This window comes from Citrobacter sp. RHBSTW-00859, from assembly GCF_013729795.1.
GTDB classification, from domain to species: Bacteria; Pseudomonadota; Gammaproteobacteria; order Enterobacterales; family Enterobacteriaceae; genus Citrobacter; species Citrobacter braakii.
Map to the genome: position 1 here is coordinate 1 of NZ_CP056284.1, position 21,129 is coordinate 21,129.

Consider the following 21,129-nt stretch of genomic DNA (forward strand, 5'->3'; position numbering starts at 1 on the left):
GTGTCACTTTCGCTTTGGCAGCAGTGTCTTGCCCGATTGCAGGATGAGTTACCAGCCACAGAGTTCAGTATGTGGATACGCCCGTTGCAGGCGGAACTGAGCGATAACACGCTGGCTTTGTATGCGCCAAACCGTTTCGTGCTTGATTGGGTAAGGGATAAATACCTTAATAATATTAATGGATTACTCAATAACTTCTGTGGAGCGGATGCCCCGCAGCTGCGCTTTGAAGTCGGTACTAAACCCGTCACGCAAACGCTGAAAACGCCGGTAAACAACGTTGTTGCGCCCGCCTACGTGGCTCAGCAAGTGCAACCGCAACGTGCCGCTCCGTCGGCGCGCTCAGGCTGGGATAACGTCCCGGCACCGGCAGAACCTACCTATCGTTCTAACGTCAACGTCAAACACACGTTTGATAACTTCGTTGAAGGTAAATCTAACCAACTGGCGCGCGCGGCGGCACGTCAGGTGGCGGACAATCCTGGCGGCGCCTACAATCCGTTATTCCTTTATGGCGGTACGGGTCTGGGTAAAACCCACCTGCTGCACGCTGTCGGTAACGGTATTATGGCGCGTAAGCCAAACGCGAAAGTGGTGTATATGCACTCCGAACGTTTTGTGCAGGACATGGTTAAGGCCCTGCAAAACAACGCGATCGAAGAGTTTAAACGCTACTACCGTTCCGTGGATGCGCTGCTGATTGACGATATCCAATTCTTCGCGAATAAAGAACGATCGCAGGAAGAGTTTTTCCACACCTTTAACGCCCTGCTGGAAGGCAATCAGCAGATCATCCTGACTTCGGATCGCTATCCGAAAGAGATCAACGGCGTTGAAGATCGTCTGAAATCCCGCTTCGGCTGGGGACTGACTGTTGCGATCGAGCCGCCTGAGCTGGAAACGCGCGTCGCGATCCTGATGAAAAAAGCCGACGAAAACGACATTCGTCTGCCGGGTGAAGTGGCGTTCTTTATTGCCAAGCGTCTACGCTCTAACGTACGTGAGTTGGAAGGCGCGCTGAACCGTGTGATCGCCAACGCTAATTTTACCGGCCGGGCGATTACCATCGATTTCGTGCGCGAAGCGTTGCGCGATCTGCTGGCTTTGCAGGAAAAGCTGGTCACCATCGACAATATTCAGAAGACGGTGGCGGAGTATTACAAAATCAAAATTGCGGATCTGCTTTCTAAGCGTCGATCTCGCTCGGTAGCTCGTCCGCGCCAGATGGCGATGGCGCTGGCAAAAGAGCTCACTAACCACAGTCTGCCGGAAATTGGCGACGCGTTTGGTGGGCGTGACCATACTACCGTGCTTCATGCCTGTCGCAAGATTGAGCAGTTGCGTGAAGAAAGCCATGATATTAAAGAAGATTTCTCCAATTTAATCAGAACATTATCTTCGTGACGCTATGAAATTTACCGTTGAACGTGAACATTTATTAAAACCGCTTCAGCAGGTCAGCGGCCCGCTGGGTGGACGTCCTACACTGCCTATTCTCGGAAATCTGCTGCTGCAGGTTGCTGACGGTGCGCTTTCTCTGACCGGTACCGATCTCGAAATGGAGATGGTGGCGCGCGTGGCGCTGATCCAGCCTCATGAACCTGGTGCGACCACCGTTCCGGCGCGTAAATTCTTCGATATTTGCCGTGGGTTGCCGGAAGGCGCGGAAATTGCCGTTCAACTGGAAGGCGATCGCATGCTGGTGCGGTCTGGCCGCAGCCGTTTCTCGCTGTCTACGCTGCCTGCCGCCGACTTCCCGAATCTGGACGACTGGCAGAGCGAAGTCGAATTCACTCTGCCGCAGGCCACGATGAAGCGCCTGATTGAAGCCACGCAGTTTTCGATGGCGCATCAGGACGTGCGTTACTACTTAAACGGCATGCTGTTTGAAACCGAAGGGGAAGAGCTGCGTACCGTGGCGACCGACGGTCACCGCCTGGCGGTCTGTTCAATGCCAGTCGGTCAGCAGTTACCCAGCCATTCGGTGATCGTTCCGCGTAAAGGCGTGATTGAACTGATGCGTATGCTCGACGGCGGCGACAACCCGCTGCGCGTGCAGATTGGCAGCAACAACATTCGTGCGCACGTGGGTGACTTCATCTTTACCTCCAAGCTGGTTGATGGCCGTTTCCCGGATTATCGCCGCGTATTGCCGAAGAATCCGGACAAACATCTGGAAGCCGGTTGCGATATCCTCAAACAGGCATTTGCTCGTGCGGCGATCCTCTCTAACGAGAAATTCCGCGGCGTGCGTCTGTATGTCAGTGAAAACCAGCTGAAAATCACCGCCAACAACCCGGAGCAGGAAGAAGCGGAAGAAATTCTGGATGTCTCCTATCCTGGTACCGAACTGGAAATCGGTTTTAACGTTAGCTACGTACTGGACGTACTGAACGCGCTGAAGTGCGAGAACGTTCGTATTCTGCTGACCGATTCCGTATCGAGCGTACAGATTGAAGATGCTGCCAGCCAGAGCGCGGCTTATGTTGTTATGCCAATGAGACTGTAATGTCGCTCACCCGTCTGTTGATCCGCGACTTTCGCAATATCGAAAGCGCGGATCTCGCTTTATCCCCTGGCTTTAACTTCCTGGTTGGCGCGAACGGCAGCGGCAAAACCAGCGTGCTGGAAGCCATCTATACGCTCGGCCACGGCCGGGCGTTTCGCAGTTTGCAGATTGGCCGCGTAATTCGCCACGAGCAGGAGTCGTTTGTTTTACACGGGCGTTTGCAGGGGGAAGAGCGTGAGACATCGATTGGCCTGACGAAAGACAAACTGGGCGACAGCAAAGTGCGCATTGATGGCACTGACGGGCACAAGGTCGCGGAACTGGCGCACCTGATGCCGATGCAGCTGATCACGCCAGAGGGGTTTACTTTACTCAATGGCGGCCCCAAATACAGAAGAGCATTCCTTGACTGGGGATGCTTTCACAATGAAGCCGGATTTTTCACCGCCTGGAGCAATCTGAAGCGACTGCTCAAGCAGCGCAACGCAGCCCTGCGCCAGGTGAGTCGTTATGAGCAACTGCGTCCGTGGGATAAAGAACTGATCCCGCTGGCGGAACAAATCAGCACCTGGCGCGCGGAGTACAGCGCCGGTATCGCGCAGGATATGGCGGATACCTGTCAGCAGTTTCTACCCGAATTTTCTCTCTCCTTCTCATTCCAGCGCGGCTGGGAGAAAGAGACCGATTATGCCGAAGTGCTGGAACGCAGTTTTGAACGCGATCGCATGTTGACCTACACCGCGCACGGTCCGCACAAAGCGGATTTTCGCATTCGCGCTGACGGTGCGCCGGTGGAAGACACGTTGTCGCGTGGGCAGCTAAAGCTGCTGATGTGCGCCTTACGTCTGGCGCAAGGGGAGTTCCTCACCCGCGAAAGTGGGCGGCGGTGTCTCTACCTGATAGATGATTTTGCCTCTGAACTTGATGATGCCCGTCGTGGGCTGTTAGCCAGCCGCTTAAAAGCGACGCAATCTCAGGTCTTTGTCAGCGCAATCAGCGCTGAACACGTTCTGGACATGTCGGACAAAAATTCGAAGATGTTCACCGTGGAAAAGGGTAAAATAACGGATTAACCCAAGTTTAAATGAGCGAGAAACGTTGATGTCGAATTCTTATGACTCCTCCAGTATCAAAGTCCTGAAAGGACTGGATGCGGTGCGTAAGCGCCCGGGTATGTATATCGGCGACACGGATGACGGCACCGGTCTGCACCACATGGTATTCGAGGTGGTAGATAACGCTATCGACGAAGCGCTCGCGGGTCACTGTAAAGATATCGTTGTAACGATTCACGCTGACAACTCCGTGTCCGTTACCGATGATGGCCGTGGTATCCCAACCGGTATTCACCCGGAAGAGGGCGTTTCGGCGGCGGAAGTTATCATGACCGTTCTGCACGCAGGCGGTAAATTCGATGATAACTCCTATAAAGTTTCCGGTGGTCTGCACGGCGTAGGTGTGTCCGTAGTAAACGCCCTGTCACAGAAACTGGAGCTGGTGATTCGTCGTGAAGGCAAAGTGCATCAGCAAACTTACGTGCACGGTGTGCCGCAGGCGCCGCTGGCGGTAACCGGCGAAACAGAAGCGACGGGTACTCAGGTACGTTTCTGGCCAAGCCACGAAACCTTTACCAACGTCGTTGAGTTTGAATACGAGATTCTGGCTAAGCGTCTGCGCGAGCTGTCGTTCCTGAACTCCGGCGTCTCTATCCGTCTGCGCGACAAGCGCGATGGTAAAGAAGACCATTTCCACTACGAAGGCGGCATCAAGGCGTTTGTTGAATACCTCAACAAAAACAAAACGCCGATCCACCCGAATATCTTCTACTTCTCCACCGAAAAAGACGGTATCGGCGTTGAAGTTGCGCTGCAGTGGAACGATGGTTTCCAGGAAAACATCTACTGCTTCACCAACAACATTCCGCAGCGTGACGGCGGTACTCACCTTGCAGGCTTCCGTGCGGCGATGACCCGTACCCTGAACGCCTACATGGACAAAGAAGGCTACAGCAAAAAAGCCAAAGTCAGCGCCACCGGTGATGATGCCCGTGAAGGCTTGATTGCCGTTGTTTCCGTGAAAGTACCGGATCCGAAGTTCTCCTCACAGACCAAAGACAAGCTGGTCTCCTCTGAGGTGAAATCGGCGGTAGAACAGCAGATGAACGAACTGCTGAGCGAATACCTGCTGGAAAACCCGTCTGACGCGAAAATCGTCGTTGGCAAAATTATTGATGCTGCACGTGCCCGTGAAGCGGCACGTCGCGCGCGTGAAATGACCCGTCGTAAAGGCGCGCTGGACTTAGCGGGTCTGCCGGGCAAGCTGGCGGACTGTCAGGAACGCGACCCGGCGCTGTCCGAACTGTACCTTGTGGAAGGGGACTCCGCGGGCGGTTCTGCGAAGCAGGGCCGTAACCGTAAAAACCAGGCGATTCTGCCGCTGAAGGGTAAAATCCTCAACGTCGAGAAAGCGCGCTTTGATAAAATGCTCTCTTCTCAGGAAGTGGCGACGCTGATCACCGCGCTCGGCTGTGGCATTGGTCGTGACGAGTACAACCCGGACAAACTGCGTTATCACAGCATCATCATCATGACCGATGCGGACGTCGACGGCTCGCATATTCGTACTCTGCTGTTGACCTTCTTCTATCGTCAGATGCCGGAAATCGTGGAACGCGGCCACGTTTACATTGCACAGCCACCGCTGTACAAAGTGAAAAAAGGCAAGCAGGAACAGTACATTAAAGATGACGAAGCGATGGATCAGTACCAAATTTCTATCGCTCTGGATGGCGCAACGCTACACACTAATGCCAGCGCACCTGCTCTTTCAGGTGAGTCGTTAGAAAAACTGGTTTCTGAATACAACGCGACGCAGAAAATGATTGGCCGTATGGAACGTCGTTACCCGAAAGCGCTGCTGAAAGAACTGGTTTATCAACCGACGCTGCCGGAAGCTGATTTGGCGAACGAGCAGACCGTTACCCGCTGGGTTAATACGCTGATTACCGAGCTGAACGAAAAAGAACAGCACGGCAGCCTGTGGAAGTTTGATATCCACCACAACGCAGAGCAGAACCTGTTTGAGCCGATTGTGCGCGTCCGTACTCACGGTGTGGATACCGACTATATTCTGGATCACGAGTTTGTGACCGGTGGCGAATACCGTCGTATTTGTACGCTCGGTGAGAAGCTGCGCGGGCTGATCGAAGACGATGCGTTTATCGAACGTGGCGAGCGCCGCCAGCCGGTTGCCAGCTTTGAGCAGGCGCTGGAATGGCTGCAGAAAGAGTCACGTCGCGGCCTCGCTATCCAGCGTTATAAAGGTCTGGGCGAGATGAACCCGGATCAGCTGTGGGAAACCACCATGGATCCGGAAAGCCGTCGTATGCTGCGCGTTACCGTGAAGGATGCGATTGCCGCCGACCAGCTGTTCACTACGCTGATGGGCGATGCCGTTGAACCGCGTCGCGCGTTTATCGAAGAAAACGCCCTGAAAGCGGCGAACATCGATATCTAACTTGCACCCAGGTCTACAACCGTCCTGCAAAAGGGGAATCTCGATTCCCCTTTCTATCCCCCTTTTCGTAGCTGTTTTTTGAGCGGAATCGCGTTAGCATGAGGACGGACTCATTTAATCCGGGGAACTCATGGCTATCAAACTTATTGCTATCGACATGGATGGCACACTTCTGCTGCCCGATCACACCATTTCACCCGCGGTCAAAACGGCGATTGCCGCAGCGCGCGCGCGTGGCGTAAATGTGGTGCTGACCACGGGGCGCCCGTATGCCGGCGTCCACAGCTATCTGAAAGAATTGCATATGGAAGAACCCGGTGACTACTGCATTACCTACAATGGCGCGCTAGTGCAGAAAGCAGGGGATGGCAGTACTGTCGCGCAAACCGCGCTGAGCTATGATGATTATCGTTATCTGGAGCAGCTCTCCCGGGACGTTGGCTCGCATTTCCACGCTCTCGATCGCAACACCCTGTATACCGCGAACCGTGATATCAGCTACTACACGGTGCATGAATCGTTTGTTGCGACGATTCCGCTGGTGTTCTGTGAAGCCGAGAAAATGGATCCCGCAACCCAGTTCCTGAAAGTGATGATGATTGACGAGCCGGAGATCCTCGATAAAGCTATCTCGCGCATACCTGCGGAAGTAAAAGAGAAGTACACCGTGCTGAAAAGTGCACCGTATTTCCTCGAAATCCTCGATAAACGCGTCAATAAAGGGACTGGCGTGAAATCGCTGGCCGATGCGTTGGGTATAAAAGCCGAAGAGGTGATGGCGATTGGCGATCAGGAAAACGACATCGCGATGATTGAATACGCAGGCGTGGGCGTTGCCATGGACAACGCTATTGGATCAGTCAAAGAAATCGCCAACTTTGTGACGAAATCTAACCTTGAAGATGGCGTCGCGTATGCCATTGAGAAGTTTGCGCTGAAATAAGATGTTATGGGCAAATGCCTTGGCGCATTTGCCCTGTTTCAGCAATTAGTTGTGATACTGAGTGGTCACCTTGAGGAATATGCGCCACGCTGCTGCGCATTATCCATTTACGGGAAAACGCCGACGTCAGGGCCCGACTTTTCAGGATCTTGCCAAACAGTTTGAGACGTAACTTGCGGGTGGCTTTGCGGTAAGCGTGATTCATATCTGGTGCATCCCGCAACAATACAGATTTGAGCGCCTCCGCGCTGTCCAGCGCATAGCTAATCCCCTCCAGTGAGCTGGCGCTGATAAAACCGGCCGCTTCGCCAATCAAAAATGCGTTGTCCTTGCCACAGACGAAGTCTTTCCAGCGTGAAGGAAACAGCACCGTACATTTTTCACTTTTCACCGGTTTGCCGAACTGAAATTGGAACGCTTCCATTTTCGCTTTCAGCGCGTCAAAGCGCGCCTGGCCGTCCTTCATCGGGTAGGCGCCGCCAAAGATAAAATAGCCATCTTTGCTGATACTCCAGGAATAACAGTCGGTTGAGTCGTTATCAAAAATTCAGGAATAGAACGGGACGGGATGTTTTTCCGCAAACCATTGTTGAATAGCAACATATTTACGGATCTGGTGCCGGGGATAGAGATGACGGCGTACCAGTGAGTTCGCGCCGTCGGCTCCCACCAGATAACGCGCGGTGATCTGCTGCTCCCAACCGTCGGCGCGGAAGATAACATGCCATTTATCGCCCTCGCGCCAGATTTTCCGACACAGGCTGTCGTGGTACACCTGTACATCATCAGGAATGAGAGATTTAAGCCATAAATCAAAAGCATGGCGGTTGATATTAATGTAGCTGCGCTGGTAGTTACGCGTCAAAGAGGCTGCAACATCAACCGTTTTAACGCTAAATATCTGTGGGTTAGCGATGACATCAACGGGTAAGGTTATCCCGTCGCGGATAAACGAACGCTGGGCATCCGGGGCCAACAGACCGCCGCAGGGTTTGGTGAAACCTTCGTTGCCGCACTGGTGTTTTTTATCCAACGCGATCACGCGCATTTTTCCACTCAACTGCCGCGCCAGCGCTGCGCCTGCCGGGCCTAACCCGATAATGGCTACGTCAAAATGTTCCATCTTTCTGTCCGCAAAAATGAAGATGGCGATACGCTAAAGCCTGAAAGTGAAGTGCTTGTGAAGTATGATTGCTGAAATCGTCTTGTATCAGGGCATTCCATGAAGCAAATCACCTTTACGCCGCGTAATCATCAGCTTACCAATATCAATACCTGGACACCGGACAGCCAGTGGCTGGTCTTTGATGTGCGCCCTTCCGGTGCCTCTTTTACCGGCGACACAATTGAGCGCGTCAATATTCATACTGGCGAGCTGGAGGTGATTTATCGGGCCATGCAGGGATCGCACGTTGGCGTAGTGACCGTTCATCCAAAGTTGGAAAAATATGTGTTTATTCATGGGCCTGAAAATCCTGATGAAACATGGCATTACGACTTCCATCATCGGCGTGGGGTGATAGCTACGCAGGCAAAAGTGGAGAATCTGGATGCGATGGATATTACCGCCCCATATACGCCGGGTGCGCTGCGCGGTGGTAGCCATGTGCATGTATTTAGCCCGAGCGGCGAGTTTGTCAGTTTCACCTATAACGACCATGTGTTGCATGAGCGCTCACCGGCGCTGGATCTACGCAATGTCGGTGTGGCTGCGCCCTATGGTCCGGTGACGGTCTCCGCGCAGCATCCCCGTGAGTACAGCGGGAGCCATTGGTGCGTGCTGGTAACCCAGACGACACCCACGCCTAAACCGGGTAGCGATGAGATTAACCGCGCCTATGAAGAGGGCTGGGTAGGGGAAAACAGACTGGCGTTTATCGGTGATACGTTATCAGTCACGGGCGAGAAAGTGCCGGAGTTATTTATTGTTGATTTACCACAGGATGAAAGCGGCTGGAAACAGCCGGGCGACGCTCCGCTGGAGGGCACTGAGGCAACAATGCCTGCGCCGCCATTCGGTATTAATCAACGCCGCCTGACGTTTACTCATGCGCGCGCCTTTCCCGGTCTGCTAAATCAGCCGCGCCATTGGGTGCGCAGTAATCCAAAGGCATCTGAGATTGCGTTTTTAATGCGTGATGACGTCGGCATTGTGCAACTGTGGCTGATTTCCCCACAAGGAGGGGAACCGCGTCAGCTTACCCGCTGCGCCACGGATATTCAGTCAGCATTCAACTGGCATCCGTCGGGGAAATGGCTGGGGTTTGTACTGGATAACAAAATTGCTTGTTGTGATGCTCAGACGGGAGAGGTAGATTTTTTAACGGACCGTCACGGCAACCCACCATCGGGCGATGCGATCATCTTCTCTCCTGATGGTCGACAGGTTGCGTGGATGGAAGACGTCGAGGGTTTCCGCCAGTTGTGGGTAACAGAGACTGGGCGTTAGCTTAAGGAGCAGGCATTTCAGCCGGAGGGATAACGGCGTTCGCGGCCTGCGTTCTCTCCTCGCTTTTTTCTACACGGGATCTCACCGAGTTATCTTTGCGAAAGAGATCCCACGGAAGTAATACTGTATCCAGTACTGCGGTAAACGGCATATCCAGAATCGCCAGTGACTTGGTTCCCCAGTTTGTATCACTTTCGCTAATCATTGTGGCGCTGGCGCGCGTGCCAGGATACGTCCCTTCTTTGCCTCCGGTATGCGACATAATGCTGGAACAGCCGCTCACAAACGCCATCCCGCTGCACATTGTCAGTGTTACCAACATTTTTTTTATCATCATTTTTTTCATCTGTATTTATTGTGTTTGCATGGTGAGTTAAAGCGATCCGTTGCGAAAATAACATCACCATTTCGTCACACTGTGGCGGCTATCGCGATTTAACGATAACAACTGCTCCCACCAGTGTATGCAATAGACAACAAACTGCAAAAAAAGTCAGATGAATACGCTTGAAAAGTTTGTATTAAGACCCATTTTTAGAGTGTAGACAAATGAAGGGCATGCCTGATGGGTGTCCTGGCTACCTGACCTGTCCATGATGGAAGGTCTATTATTCTCGCTGATTTCAGGAGCTATTGATTATGCGTAACTTTGATTTATCCCCACTGTACCGTTCTGCTATTGGTTTTGATCGCCTGTTTAACCTGCTGGAAAACAATCAGGGCCAGAGCAATGGCGGCTACCCTCCGTATAACGTTGAGCTGGTAGACGAAAACCATTACCGAATTGCGATTGCCGTTGCTGGTTTTGCTGAAAGCGAACTGGAAATTACTGCCCAGGACAATCTGCTGGTGGTGAAAGGTGCCCATGCGGACGATCAAAAAGAACGTACTTACCTGTATCAGGGGATTGCCGAGCGCAACTTCGAACGTAAGTTCCAGTTAGCGGAGAACATTCATGTTCGCGGCGCGAACCTGGTGAATGGTCTGCTGTATATCGATCTCGAACGCGTGATTCCCGAGGCGAATAAGCCGCGCCGCATCGAAATCAACTAATTCTGTGGGCCGCTTCAGGCGGCCCTGCTAAGCAATCGGCTTGCCGTCAGGGAGCCAAAAGGTACTTACTCGCTTCTTAGAAGGAGATTATTATGCGTAACTACGATTTATCCCCACTGCTGCGTCAATGGATCGGTTTTGACAAACTGGCCAATGCCTTGCAAAACACGGGCGAAAGCCAGAGCTTCCCGCCTTATAACATCGAAAAGAGCGATGATAACCACTACCGCATTACCCTTGCGTTAGCCGGTTTCCGCCAGGAAGATCTGGATATTCAACTGGAAGGCACACGCCTGACCGTGAAAGGTACGCCGCAGCAGCCGGAAAAAGAGACCAAATGGTTGCATCAGGGGCTGGTCACTCAGCCGTTCAGCCTGAGCTTTACGCTGGCTGAAAATATGGAAGTCTCCGGCGCAAGCTTCACTAACGGCTTGCTGCATATCGATTTGACCCGGAATGAACCTGAAACCATCGCTCCACAACGTATCGCCATCAGCGAACGTCCCGCATTAGACAGTTAAATAGCTCCATGCCTTTGCCCCGCCAGAAATGACGGGGCTTTTTTGTGCCTCAGCCCACATGAAACTATTATCTGGGAGGGCAGGATGCCGGAAGCGCTGCCATTGCCAGAAAAAAGCATTCAGCAATTTCAAATCGACGTGAAGAAAAACAGTAAAGAACGCCCTTCTCAAGCGCTCCTGGGCGCTTTGTAGCATGATAATGTGCGCCACTCTGCATTCATGCCTGAACGGTTCAGTCATAATCTTCGTTAAATAAAATGTTATTCACAGGGAACAGGAAAATGAGTGATATAGCATTGACGGTCAGCGTTCTGGCAATGGTGGCAGTTGTCGGATTATGGATCGGCAACATAAAAATACGTGGTGTTGGTTTTGGCATCGGAGGCGTGCTGTTCGGCGGTATTATTGTCGGGCATTTTGTCGATCAGGCAGGGATGACCCTGAGCGGCGACATGCTGCATTTTATTCAGGAATTTGGCCTGATTCTTTTCGTCTACACCATCGGTATTCAGGTGGGGCCGGGCTTTTTTGCGTCACTGCGCGTTTCGGGCCTACGGCTGAATCTGTTTGCCGTGCTGATTGTTATCATGGGTGGCCTGGTCACCGCGATCCTGCATAAGATTTTTGCCATTCCCCTTCCCGTGGTGCTGGGCATTTTTTCCGGTGCGGTCACTAATACTCCGGCGTTAGGCGCGGGGCAGCAGATTCTGCGCGATCTGGGCACTCCTGTTGATGTGGTGGATCAGATGGGGATGAGCTATGCCATGGCTTATCCTTTTGGTATCTGCGGTATTTTGCTCACTATGTGGCTGATGCGCCTAATTTTTCGCGTTAACGTCGATGCCGAAGCCCATCAGCATGAATCCACGCTGACCAACGGGCACGCGCTGATTCAGACGATGAATATCCGTGTGGAAAACCCGAACCTTAACAATATGGCGATTCAGGATGTCCCAATCCTGAACAGCGACAAAATCATCTGCTCACGTTTGAAACGTGAAGAAACATTGATGGTGCCGTCGCCGGGGACGATTATTCAGATGGGTGACCTGCTACACCTGGTTGGCCAGCCTGCTGATCTGCACAACGCGCAGGTAGTGATTGGGCAGGAGGTGGACACATCGCTGTCGACGCGAGGTACCGATTTACGCGTTGAGCGCGTGGTGGTGACCAACGAACAGGTGCTGGGGAAACGAATCCGCGACCTGCATTTCAAAGAACGTTACGACGTGGTTATCTCCCGTCTGAACCGTGCGGGGGTTGAGCTGGTAGCCAGCAGCGACGCCAGCCTGCAGTTTGGCGACATCCTCAATCTGGTCGGCCGACCTTCCTCGATTGATACTGTTGCCAATGTGGTGGGTAACGCCCAACAAAAACTGCAGCAGGTGCAGATGCTGCCGGTATTTATCGGGATCGGGCTGGGTGTTCTGCTGGGTTCAATCCCGCTGTTCATTCCTGGGTTCCCGGTGGCGCTAAAACTGGGGTTGGCCGGTGGGCCGCTGATTATGGCGTTGATCCTGGGGCGTATTGGCAGCATTGGTAAGCTGTATTGGTTTATGCCCCCCAGCGCTAACCTGGCGCTGCGAGAGTTGGGTATCGTGCTGTTTCTCGCAGTGGTTGGTCTGAAGTCAGGCGGTGATTTTGTTCATACCCTGACGCAGGGGGATGGCCTGAGCTGGGTGGGTTACGGTATTTTCATCACCGCGATTCCGCTGATTACCGTGGGGCTGCTGGCGAGGATTTTCGTCAAAATGAACTACCTCACGCTGTGCGGCATGCTGGCTGGCTCAATGACCGATCCGCCTGCACTGGCATTTGCTAACAACCTGCATGCCACCAGCGGGGCGGCGGCGCTGTCGTATGCGACCGTTTATCCGCTGGTGATGTTCCTGCGAATTATCACGCCGCAACTGCTGGCGGTGATTTTCTGGGGGATGGGTTAGTCAGGCTGAGTCTGGGTGGACGCGCCGTAAGTGGTAGTCCACCTGGTACTCGCTGGCGTTTCTGAACATCACCGAATAATTCAAAAACTCCCCGCTATCGCTGTAGGACAGTGAGGTAATCCGCAGCAATGGCGTCTGTTCAGGTACGTTCATCTGCGCGGAAAGCTGCTTATCGGCAAGAACGGGAGTCAGACTTTCATAGTTGCCGCTGATAGTTATTCCGCACTCTTTCTCGATGTAATCGAATTTTGACCCTTCCAGATGCGCCAGCGATAAATTACGGAATAATTTTACCGGCATGTAGCTGTCTTCAAGCATCAGCGGCTTGCCGTCCACATAGCGAACGCGACGTGAGAAGTAGATGCGTTCATTAATCTGGATACGCAGTTGGCTGGCAATTGCTGGTGGTGCGGGCATCACTTCAAATACCAGTACTTCACTGGTGACCTCTTTCCCTTGTCGCTTCAGTACTTCCGCCAGTCCGGTCAGGTTTGTGGTTTCATGATGGACATCTTTGCGCGCCACATAAGTTCCACTCCCATGACGGCGTACGACCAATCCCCAGCCAATCAACATATCAATTGCTTTACGGATCGTCATTCGTGAAACCGCGAACTCTTGGGCAAGCTTTTTTTCACCAGGCAACGGGCTACCGATGTTGTAATCAGACGAATTCAGGCGAATTCGTAGTCGTTCCGCAATTGATTTGTAGATCACTACCAGACCTCTTTTTTCTTTTAATTACCGCACCATAAACCTTTTAATGTCTAACTTTTACGTAAAAAGTAGACCTCATTGCCGAAATTAAAACCATGAAAGCGATCACGAATCGCAGCGGCATGCCATGTCTGAAGGATCGCAACTTTCTATTCTCGTATCAGGCCAGCAATCACTACAAAAAAGGCCTCTCCCCTACTGGTTGTTATATGAGGATGTGAAAATGCTCAGTCAAATACAACGCTTTGGCGGCGCGATGTTCACCCCGGTGCTGCTGTTTCCCTTTGCCGGTATCGTCGTCGGTATCGCTATTATGCTGCGCAACCCGCTGTTTGTGGGTGAAGCGCTTACCGATCCCAACAGTTTGTTCGCACAAATCGTTCATATCATCGAAGAAGGTGGCTGGACGGTATTTCGCAATATGCCGCTGATTTTCGCCGTTGGTCTGCCGATCGGTCTGGCGAAACAGGCTCAGGGGCGCGCTTGTCTGGCGGTACTGGTCAGCTTTCTTACGTGGAATTACTTCATCAATGCCATGGGCATGACCTGGGGAGATTTCTTCGGCGTGGATTTTAGCGCAGACCCGACGGCAGGTAGCGGCTTAACGATGATGGCCGGGATTAAAACACTAGATACCAGCATCATCGGCGCCATTGTCATTTCCGGTATTGTTACTGCCTTGCATAACCGTTATTTCGACAAACCCTTGCCAGTATTTCTCGGTATTTTTCAGGGAACATCGTTTGTGGTGATCATTGCCTTCCTGGTGATGATTCCCTGTGCCTGGCTGACGCTGCTGGGTTGGCCAAAGGTGCAGATGGGGATTGAATCTCTGCAAGCTTTTCTGCGTTCTGCGGGTGCGCTGGGGGTATGGGTTTATACCTTCCTTGAGCGTATTTTGATTCCGACCGGGCTGCATCACTTCGTCTATGGTCCATTTATCTTCGGCCCTGCGGCGGTGGAAGGCGGCATCCAGGTCTACTGGGCGCAGCACTTGCAGGAATTCAGCCAAAGCACAGAGTCGCTGAAAACGCTGTTCCCGGAAGGGGGTTTTGCTCTGCACGGCAATTCGAAAATCTTTGGTTCATTAGGTATTGCTCTGGCGCTTTACTTCACTGCCTCTCCGGAAAACCGGGTGAAGGTGGCGGGATTATTGATCCCCGCTACGCTAACGGCTGTGTTGGTTGGGATTACCGAACCGCTGGAGTTCACCTTCCTGTTTATCTCACCCTTGCTGTTTGCTGTACACGCCGTGCTGGCGGCCTCCATGGCGACGGTAATGTATCTCTGCGGCGTGGTAGGCAATATGGGTGGCGGCCTGCTTGACCAGTTCTTACCGCAAAACTGGATCCCAATGTTCCACAACCATGCCGGAATGATGTTCACCCAGATAGCGATTGGCCTGGCCTTTACCACGATCTATTTCACCATCTTCCGCGCGCTGATCCTGCGCTTCAACCTGAAAACGCCGGGCCGGGAAGATAGCGAAATCAAACTCTACACCAAAGCTGACTATAAAGCCGCGCGTGGGCAAACCACCGCTGCTGCGCCAGACACCAAACTGGGGCAGGCGGCCGGTTTTCTGCAAGCGTTAGGCGGCGCAGGCAATATCGAAAGTATTAATAACTGCGCCACTCGCCTGCGGATTGCGCTTCACGACATGGCGAAAACGCAAAGCGATGACGTCTTCAAAGCGCTGGGTGCACACGGTGTTGTGCGTCGCGGCAATGGTATTCAGGTCATTGTTGGTTTACACGTCCCTCAGGTACGCGACCAGCTCGAAACGCTAATGAAATCTACTTTATCAAACGAACAGATCCCCATGACGGAGGCAGTATCATGAAAAAATTCTCAGTGGTTATCGCAGGTGGTGGTAGTACCTTTACGCCGGGCATCGTGCTGATGTTGCTGGCAAATCAGGAGCGTTTCCCGCTTCGTGCGCTGAAATTTTATGACAACGATGGCGCGCGTCAGGAGGTGATTGCCGAGGCGTGTAAAATCATCCTCAAAGAGCAGGCGCCGGAGATAGAGTTTAGTTACACCACCGATCCCAAAACTGCGTTTACCGATGTTGATTTCGTGATGGCACATATCCGCGTGGGTAAATACCCAATGCGTGAACAAGACGAGAAAATCCCATTACGTCACGGGGTGTTAGGCCAGGAAACCTGTGGGCCGGGCGGGATTGCCTACGGCATGCGATCTATTGGCGGTGTGCTGGAACTGGTGGATTATATGGAAAAATATTCACCAAACGCCTGGATGCTTAACTACTCTAACCCGGCGGCAATTGTGGCTGAAGCCACGCGGAGACTGCGTCCAAATGCGAAAATCCTCAATATTTGCGATATGCCCATCGGTATTGAAGGACGGATGGCGCAGATCGTCGGCCTTAAAGATCGTAAACAGATGCGCGTGCGCTACTACGGGCTGAACCACTTTGGCTGGTGGACATCAATTGAAGATCTCCAGGGTAACGATTTGATGCCGAAGCTGCGTGAATACGTGGCGAAGCATGGTTATGTGCCGCCATCGAACGACCCGCATACGGAGGCGAGCTGGAACGATACCTTCGCTAAGGCGAAGGATGTGCAGGCGCTGGATCCGGACACCATGCCAAATACCTACCTGAAATACTATCTGTTCCCGGATTACGTGGTCCAGCACTCCAATCCGCAGCGTACCCGTGCCAACGAGGTTATGGATCACCGCGAAAAACAGGTGTTCGGTTCCTGCCGGGCCATTATTGAGGCGGGCCATTCTGCGGCCGGTGAACTGGAGATTGACGAACATGCTTCCTACATTGTCGATCTGGCGGCGGCCATCGCCTTTAACACTCAGGAGCGGATGCTGCTGATTGTGCCAAATAATGGTGCGATTCATAACTTTGATGATGAAGCGATGGTCGAGATCCCATGCCTGGTGGGGCATAACGGCCCGGAGCCGCTGACGGTGGGGGATATCCCGCAGTTCCAGAAAGGGTTGATGAGCCAGCAGGTGGCGGTTGAGAAGCTGGTGGTCGATGCCTGGGAGCACCGCTCTTACCAGCGTTTGTGGCAGGCTATCACCCTGTCGAAAACCGTGCCGAGTGCGTCTGTAGCTAAAGCGATTCTGGATGATTTGATCGACGCTAACAAAGAGTACTGGCCGGAACTGCGCTAACCCAGTTGACCGGCATCCTCTGGGTGCCGGTCCGCATGTTTCAATACCGCCGACGGCGCATAGCCAAATTTGTGTTTAAACGCCTTGCTGAAATGAAACGAGTCAAAGAAGTTAAGTATATCAGCGACCTGCCCGACCGTATTTCCCTCCTGCTTTAGCAGCGACAGCGCCAGTTCCAGCCGCGCATCCAGATAGTATTCTTTCGGTGTTTTTCCGGTATAGCGTAAAAAAAGACGACGTAGCCAGGCTTCGCTACAGGGGATAGTGGCTGCCATATCCGCCACGCTCCACCGTTTTTGTAGACTGGCATGTAGAGTGGCAATCAGTTTTTCAATCTGTATTCGCTGTGGGTCTTTTTTACCTTCGGCGTAAATAAGACAAATCCATTGATAAATTATTTTTGTGAGAAAGGCGACTGCCAGATTATTTTTTATTGAGTCTGGGGATGTAATTAATCGCGAAACTTCGGTCAGCTCCTGATTATAAATATCACCATTATAAATAATGCTTTGTTGTCGTAGCGGAATATCCATTACGCTGGTTGGTGTGAATTCCATCCAGTATTGTTCCCATACCAACCCTTCACAGTGATAAGACTGTATATCGGTTGGTTTTAAAAAGATTATACAGTTTCCGGTAAGCGTGATTTGTTCACCGCCTTTAAGAAGGATTTTTCCACAGCCCTGGACGGTGTAGACCGCAACCCATGAATTAGCAATCAGCGGTTTTTTCTTATCACGTGGCCAAATAACCCGATAATGTTCGTCGGCATAGGTGTGCCACAGCGAGATCAATGAAATCCCGCTGGAGATCACACTTTCATTAATCAACAGGGGAATATTGTACGTAGTTTCGTTTTTTACATGCGAACTTTGCATCTTTCCATTCATTTTAATTTCCCACCGGAGAATTATGCCCACAACCTGAACTTAACAGAAAAAATCTGTTCAGGGATATGACGTTTTTATTTTAAGAAATCTGACTGCCTGACCCGGCACACATTACCTTGCATTCCCCCTACAGCTGCCGGGACATAATGAAAAATAAGGGCTATGAGATGAATACGCTACAAATTCTGAGCTTTGTGGGCTTTACGCTGCTGGTGGCGCTAATCACCTGGTGGAAGGTACGTAAAACGGATACCGGATCGCAACAAGGGTATTTTCTTGCCGGGCGTTCATTGAAAGCGCCGGTGATTGCCGCGTCATTGATGTTAACTAACCTTTCAACCGAACAGTTGGTTGGTCTGTCTGGTCAGGCTTACAAAAGCGGAATGTCGGTTATGGGTTGGGAAGTCACCTCTGCGGTGACGCTTATCTTTCTGGCGCTGATTTTTCTACCTCGCTATCTGCAACGTGGTATCGCTACGATCCCAGATTTTCTGGAAGAGCGTTACGATAAAACCACGCGAATCATTATCGACTTTTGCTTTCTTATTGCCACTGGCGTCTGCTTCCTGCCGATTGTGCTTTATTCAGGGGCGCTGGCGCTGAATAGCCTTTTTCACATCGGTGAATCGCTGAATATTTCTCAGGGTACAGCAATCTGGTTACTGGTTATTTTGCTGGGCCTTGCCGGGATTATTTATGCGGTGATCGGCGGTTTACGTGCGATGGCGGTGGCCGATTCTATCAATGGTATAGGGCTGGTGATTGGTGGATTGATGGTCCCCGTGTTCGGCCTGATTGCGATGGGAAAAGGCAGTTTTTTACAAGGTGTTGAGCAACTGACCACCGTACATGCGGAGAAATTAAACTCAATTGGTGGAGCGAACGATCCGCTGCCGATAGGTGCAGCCTTTACCGGTTTGATTCTGGTGAATACCTTCTACTGGTGTACTAATCAGGGCATCGTACAACGTACGCTGGCTTCCAAAAGCCTAGCCGAAGGGCAGAAAGGAGCATTGCTCACAGCGGTATTGAAAATGCTCGATCCACTGGTGCTGGTATTACCAGGTTTAATTGCTTTTCATCTATACCAGGATCTGCCAAAGGCGGATATGGCATATCCGACACTGGTAAATAACGTGCTTCCTGTCCCTTTGGTGGGGTTTTTCGGTGCCGTTTTATTCGGCGCGGTAATCAGTACATTCAATGGATTTTTAAACAGCGCCAGTACCTTATTTAGCATGGGAATATATCGGCGGATTATTAATCAATACGCCCAACCGGAACAGCTGGTTCGGGTTGGGCGTAAGTTCGGATTCTTTATCGCGGTAATTTCCGTGCTGGTAGCACCGTGGATCGCTAATGCACCGGAAGGACTCTACAGCTGGATGAAACAGCTCAACGGTATTTATAACGTGCCGTTGGTGACCATCATCATCATGGGATTCTTTTTCCCGCGCATTCCTGCGCTGGCAGCGAAAGTCGCTATGGGACTCGGTATCGTCAGCTACATCACCATTAATTATCTGGTGAAGTTCGACTTTCACTTCCTTTACGTACTGGCCTGTACCTTCTGCATCAACGTGGTGGTGATGCTGGTTATCGGCATTATCAAGCCGCGTGCGACGCCGTTTAAATTCCATGATGCTTTTGCGGTAGACATGAAACCGTGGAAAAACGCCAAACTTGCCTCTGTCGGTATCCTGACCGCGATGCTCGGCGTCTATGCTGGACTGGCGCAGTTTGGAGGGTACAACACCCAATGGCTGACGATTCTCTGCTACTCAATTACGGCGGCAGTGATGATGTATTTAATTTACAGCACCTGGCAGACGCGTCGTTTGGCCACTGCACTTTCTGTCTCTGACGCTAAGGATAAAGCATGACCCGCCCTAATTTTCTGTTCATTATGACTGATACTCAGGCGACCAATATGGTCGGCTGTTATAGTGGTAAGTCGCTGAATACCAATAACATTGATAGCCTGGCGGCGGAAGGTATTCGCTTCAATTCTGCTTATACCTGCTCACCGGTGTGCACTCCGGCCCGCGCTGGGCTGTTTACCGGGATTTATGCCAACCAGTCCGGCCCGTGGACCAATAACGTCGCGCCGGGGAAAAATATCTCCACCATGGGACGCTATTTTAAGGATGCGGGCTATCACACCTGCTACATCGGCAAGTGGCATCTCGACGGGCACGATTACTTTGGTACCGGCGAGTGCCCGCCCGAATGGGATGCTGACTACTGGTATGACGGGGCAAATTACCTCGCGGAACTGACGGACAAAGAGATCGGTTTGTGGCGTAACGGTCTGAACAGCGTGGAGGATTTGCTGGCTAACAATATCAATGAAACCTTTACCTGGGCGCACCGCATCAGTAACCGGGCGATTGATTTCCTCCGCCACCCTGCACGTGATGAAGAACCCTTCCTGATGGTAGTTTCCTACGACGAGCCGCATCACCCGTTTACCTGTCCCGTGGAGTATCTGCAGAAATATCAGGATTTTTATTATGACCTGGGGATGAAGGCGCACGACTCTTTGAGTAACAAACCTGAACATCATCGTCTTTGGTCTGAAGCGATGCCTTCGCCGGTAGGTGATGATGGGCGCTATCACCATCCGCTCTATTTTGCCTGCAACGACTTTGTCGATGACCAGATTGGCCGGGTTATTAATAGCTTAACGCCCATGCAGCGGGACAACACCTGGGTCATTTACACCTCCGATCATGGCGAGATGATGGGGGCGCATAAGCTTATCAGTAAGGGGGCAGCGATGTATGACGACATCACGCGAATTCCGCTGATTATGCGCTCGCCTCAGGGAGAATCCATGCAGGTAGACACGCCGGTAAGCCATATCGATCTGCTGCCGACGATGATGGCGCTGGCGGGTATTGAGAAGCCACAAATCCTGCCGGGTGAAAACATCCTTACCGTTGAAAAACCACGCGGTGTGATGGTGGAGTTCAATCGTTATGAGATTGAACATGACAGTTTTGGCGGATTTATACCGGTACGTTGCTGGGTGACGGATGACTGGAAGCTGGTGCTGAACCTGTTTACCAGTGATGAGTTTTACGACAGACGAAACGATCCCGATGAGCTACACAACCAGATAGATTCGCCGCAATTAGCCGATGTTCGCTGCCAGATGCACGACGCGCTGCTGGACTATATGGATAAAATCCGCGATCCATTCCGCACCTATCAGTGGAGTTTGCGTCCCTGGCGTCCTGACGCCGTACCGCGCTGGATGGGCGCTTTTCGCCCGCGCCCGCAAGACGGCTATTCTCCGGTGGTACGCGATTACGACACCGGTTTACCAACCCAGGGCGTAAAAGTGGAGGAGAAAAAGCAGAAGTTCTGACTACAATGCCAATTGGCGCAGATACTCATATTTGCACTTACCTGTCGGCCGGA

Annotated in this window: 17 protein-coding genes, 1 pseudogene and 1 other annotated feature; of the genes and pseudogenes, 13 read left to right on the forward strand and 5 right to left on the reverse strand. The window is 52.0% G+C overall.

Annotated features, from left to right (window positions below; all coding sequences use genetic code 11):
* The 5 genes from dnaA (at position 1) to yidA (ending at position 6,968) form a co-directional block, all read left to right on the forward strand.
* The gene (dnaA, locus tag HV302_RS00005; RefSeq protein WP_047498800.1) at positions 1-1,404 is read left to right on the forward strand and encodes a chromosomal replication initiator protein DnaA; all 1,404 of its coding nucleotides are present in this window, start codon (positions 1-3) and stop codon (positions 1,402-1,404) included.
* Positions 1,405-1,408: 4 nt separating this feature from the next.
* On the forward strand, positions 1,409-2,509 hold the full coding sequence (gene dnaN / locus HV302_RS00010) for a DNA polymerase III subunit beta (protein ID WP_016155068.1): 1,101 nt from the start codon (positions 1,409-1,411) through the stop codon (positions 2,507-2,509).
* Positions 2,509-3,582, forward strand: a complete 1,074-nt coding sequence (gene recF, locus HV302_RS00015) for a DNA replication/repair protein RecF (protein ID WP_016155067.1) — start codon at positions 2,509-2,511, stop codon at positions 3,580-3,582. The genes dnaN and recF overlap by 1 nt, the downstream gene beginning before the upstream one ends.
* A 28-nt stretch (positions 3,583-3,610) precedes the next feature.
* Complete coding sequence (gyrB, locus tag HV302_RS00020; RefSeq protein ID WP_016155066.1) at positions 3,611-6,025, forward strand: DNA topoisomerase (ATP-hydrolyzing) subunit B; 2,415 nt, start codon at positions 3,611-3,613, stop codon at positions 6,023-6,025.
* Between the two features lie 130 nt (positions 6,026-6,155).
* The gene (gene yidA / locus HV302_RS00025) at positions 6,156-6,968 is read left to right on the forward strand and encodes a sugar-phosphatase (protein WP_016155065.1); all 813 of its coding nucleotides are present in this window, start codon (positions 6,156-6,158) and stop codon (positions 6,966-6,968) included.
* A 4-nt stretch (positions 6,969-6,972) separates the two neighbouring features.
* Here the strand turns inward: yidA and cbrA are convergent.
* Positions 6,973-8,091: pseudogene (gene cbrA, locus HV302_RS00030) on the reverse strand (colicin M resistance lipid reductase CbrA).
* Between the two features lie 99 nt (positions 8,092-8,190).
* Between cbrA and HV302_RS00035 the strand changes: the two are divergent.
* On the forward strand, positions 8,191-9,417 hold the full coding sequence (locus HV302_RS00035) for a DUF3748 domain-containing protein (RefSeq protein ID WP_131405458.1): 1,227 nt from the start codon (positions 8,191-8,193) through the stop codon (positions 9,415-9,417).
* A gap of 1 nt (position 9,418) precedes the next feature.
* On the opposite strand, the gene HV302_RS00040 is transcribed toward HV302_RS00035, so the two are convergent.
* On the reverse strand, positions 9,419-9,754 hold the full coding sequence (locus HV302_RS00040; RefSeq protein ID WP_016155062.1) for a YceK/YidQ family lipoprotein: 336 nt from the start codon (positions 9,752-9,754) through the stop codon (positions 9,419-9,421).
* Positions 9,755-9,990: 236 nt separating this feature from the next.
* Positions 9,991-10,063: a sequence feature (ROSE (Repression Of Heat Shock gene Expression) occurs in the 5'-region of heat shock genes and acts as an RNA thermometer to modulate expression.), on the forward strand.
* On the opposite strand from HV302_RS00040, the gene ibpA reads away from it, so the two are divergent.
* Both ibpA and ibpB read left to right on the forward strand, forming a co-directional pair.
* Positions 10,057-10,470: a small heat shock chaperone IbpA gene (gene ibpA, locus HV302_RS00045; RefSeq protein WP_003023882.1), complete on the forward strand. Its 414-nt coding sequence runs from the start codon at positions 10,057-10,059 to the stop codon at positions 10,468-10,470. Its footprint overlaps the feature before it by 7 nt.
* 92 nt (positions 10,471-10,562) lie before the next feature.
* Positions 10,563-10,991, forward strand: a complete 429-nt coding sequence (gene ibpB, locus HV302_RS00050) for a small heat shock chaperone IbpB (protein ID WP_003827096.1) — start codon at positions 10,563-10,565, stop codon at positions 10,989-10,991.
* Here ibpB and HV302_RS00055 read toward each other — a convergent pair.
* Positions 10,980-11,231 (reverse strand): hypothetical protein, encoded by a 252-nt coding sequence (locus tag HV302_RS00055; RefSeq protein WP_143367152.1) that lies wholly within the window; start codon positions 11,229-11,231, stop codon positions 10,980-10,982. The genes ibpB and HV302_RS00055 overlap by 12 nt on opposite strands.
* 41 nt (positions 11,232-11,272) lie before the next feature.
* Here HV302_RS00055 and HV302_RS00060 point away from each other — a divergent pair, with 41 nt between their 5' ends.
* Positions 11,273-12,934 carry a putative transporter gene (locus HV302_RS00060; RefSeq protein WP_046276202.1) on the forward strand — a complete coding sequence of 554 codons (1,662 nt, stop codon included), beginning with the start codon at positions 11,273-11,275 and terminating at the stop codon, positions 12,932-12,934.
* Here HV302_RS00060 and HV302_RS00065 read toward each other — a convergent pair whose 3' ends face one another.
* On the reverse strand, positions 12,935-13,651 hold the full coding sequence (locus HV302_RS00065) for a GntR family transcriptional regulator (protein ID WP_046276201.1): 717 nt from the start codon (positions 13,649-13,651) through the stop codon (positions 12,935-12,937).
* A 223-nt stretch (positions 13,652-13,874) separates the two neighbouring features.
* Here HV302_RS00065 and HV302_RS00070 point away from each other — a divergent pair, with 223 nt between their 5' ends.
* Positions 13,875-15,494: an alpha-glucoside-specific PTS transporter subunit IIBC gene (locus tag HV302_RS00070; protein ID WP_181626757.1), complete on the forward strand. Its 1,620-nt coding sequence runs from the start codon at positions 13,875-13,877 to the stop codon at positions 15,492-15,494.
* A complete protein-coding gene (locus HV302_RS00075; RefSeq protein WP_181626758.1) occupies positions 15,491-16,813 on the forward strand; it encodes a 6-phospho-alpha-glucosidase in 1,323 nt (440 codons plus the stop codon). The genes HV302_RS00070 and HV302_RS00075 overlap by 4 nt, the downstream gene beginning before the upstream one ends.
* On the opposite strand, the gene HV302_RS00080 is transcribed toward HV302_RS00075, so the two are convergent.
* Positions 16,810-17,703 carry an AraC family transcriptional regulator gene (locus HV302_RS00080; RefSeq protein ID WP_181221019.1) on the reverse strand — a complete coding sequence of 298 codons (894 nt, stop codon included), beginning with the start codon at positions 17,701-17,703 and terminating at the stop codon, positions 16,810-16,812. The two genes, HV302_RS00075 and HV302_RS00080, sit on opposite strands and share 4 nt — an antisense overlap.
* 167 nt (positions 17,704-17,870) lie before the next feature.
* Between HV302_RS00080 and HV302_RS00085 the strand changes: the two genes are divergently transcribed.
* Together HV302_RS00085 and HV302_RS00090 are read left to right on the forward strand one after the other, a co-directional pair.
* Positions 17,871-19,586, forward strand: coding sequence for a solute:sodium symporter family transporter (locus HV302_RS00085; RefSeq protein ID WP_181626759.1), 1,716 nt, complete (start codon positions 17,871-17,873; stop codon positions 19,584-19,586).
* A complete protein-coding gene (locus HV302_RS00090) occupies positions 19,583-21,076 on the forward strand; it encodes a sulfatase-like hydrolase/transferase (RefSeq protein WP_181626760.1) in 1,494 nt (497 codons plus the stop codon). The genes HV302_RS00085 and HV302_RS00090 overlap by 4 nt, the downstream gene beginning before the upstream one ends.
* Positions 21,077-21,129 lie beyond the last annotated feature (53 nt).

Coding starts and splice junctions, on each gene's coding strand:
- gyrB (WP_016155066.1), top strand. CDS start 3,611: ATGTCGAATTCTTATGACTCCTCCAGTATCAAAGTCCTGAAAGGACTG.
- HV302_RS00080 (WP_181221019.1), bottom strand. CDS start 17,703: ATGAATGGAAAGATGCAAAGTTCGCATGTAAAAAACGAAACTACGTAC.
- yidA (WP_016155065.1), top strand. CDS start 6,156: ATGGCTATCAAACTTATTGCTATCGACATGGATGGCACACTTCTGCTG.
- HV302_RS00055 (WP_143367152.1), bottom strand. CDS start 11,231: ATGACTGAACCGTTCAGGCATGAATGCAGAGTGGCGCACATTATCATG.
- HV302_RS00070 (WP_181626757.1), top strand. CDS start 13,875: ATGCTCAGTCAAATACAACGCTTTGGCGGCGCGATGTTCACCCCGGTG.
- ibpB (WP_003827096.1), top strand. CDS start 10,563: ATGCGTAACTACGATTTATCCCCACTGCTGCGTCAATGGATCGGTTTT.
- HV302_RS00040 (WP_016155062.1), bottom strand. CDS start 9,754: ATGATGATAAAAAAAATGTTGGTAACACTGACAATGTGCAGCGGGATG.
- ibpA (WP_003023882.1), top strand. CDS start 10,057: ATGCGTAACTTTGATTTATCCCCACTGTACCGTTCTGCTATTGGTTTT.
- HV302_RS00085 (WP_181626759.1), top strand. CDS start 17,871: ATGAATACGCTACAAATTCTGAGCTTTGTGGGCTTTACGCTGCTGGTG.
- HV302_RS00035 (WP_131405458.1), top strand. CDS start 8,191: ATGAAGCAAATCACCTTTACGCCGCGTAATCATCAGCTTACCAATATC.
- HV302_RS00060 (WP_046276202.1), top strand. CDS start 11,273: ATGAGTGATATAGCATTGACGGTCAGCGTTCTGGCAATGGTGGCAGTT.
- dnaN (WP_016155068.1), top strand. CDS start 1,409: ATGAAATTTACCGTTGAACGTGAACATTTATTAAAACCGCTTCAGCAG.
- HV302_RS00090 (WP_181626760.1), top strand. CDS start 19,583: ATGACCCGCCCTAATTTTCTGTTCATTATGACTGATACTCAGGCGACC.
- recF (WP_016155067.1), top strand. CDS start 2,509: ATGTCGCTCACCCGTCTGTTGATCCGCGACTTTCGCAATATCGAAAGC.
- HV302_RS00075 (WP_181626758.1), top strand. CDS start 15,491: ATGAAAAAATTCTCAGTGGTTATCGCAGGTGGTGGTAGTACCTTTACG.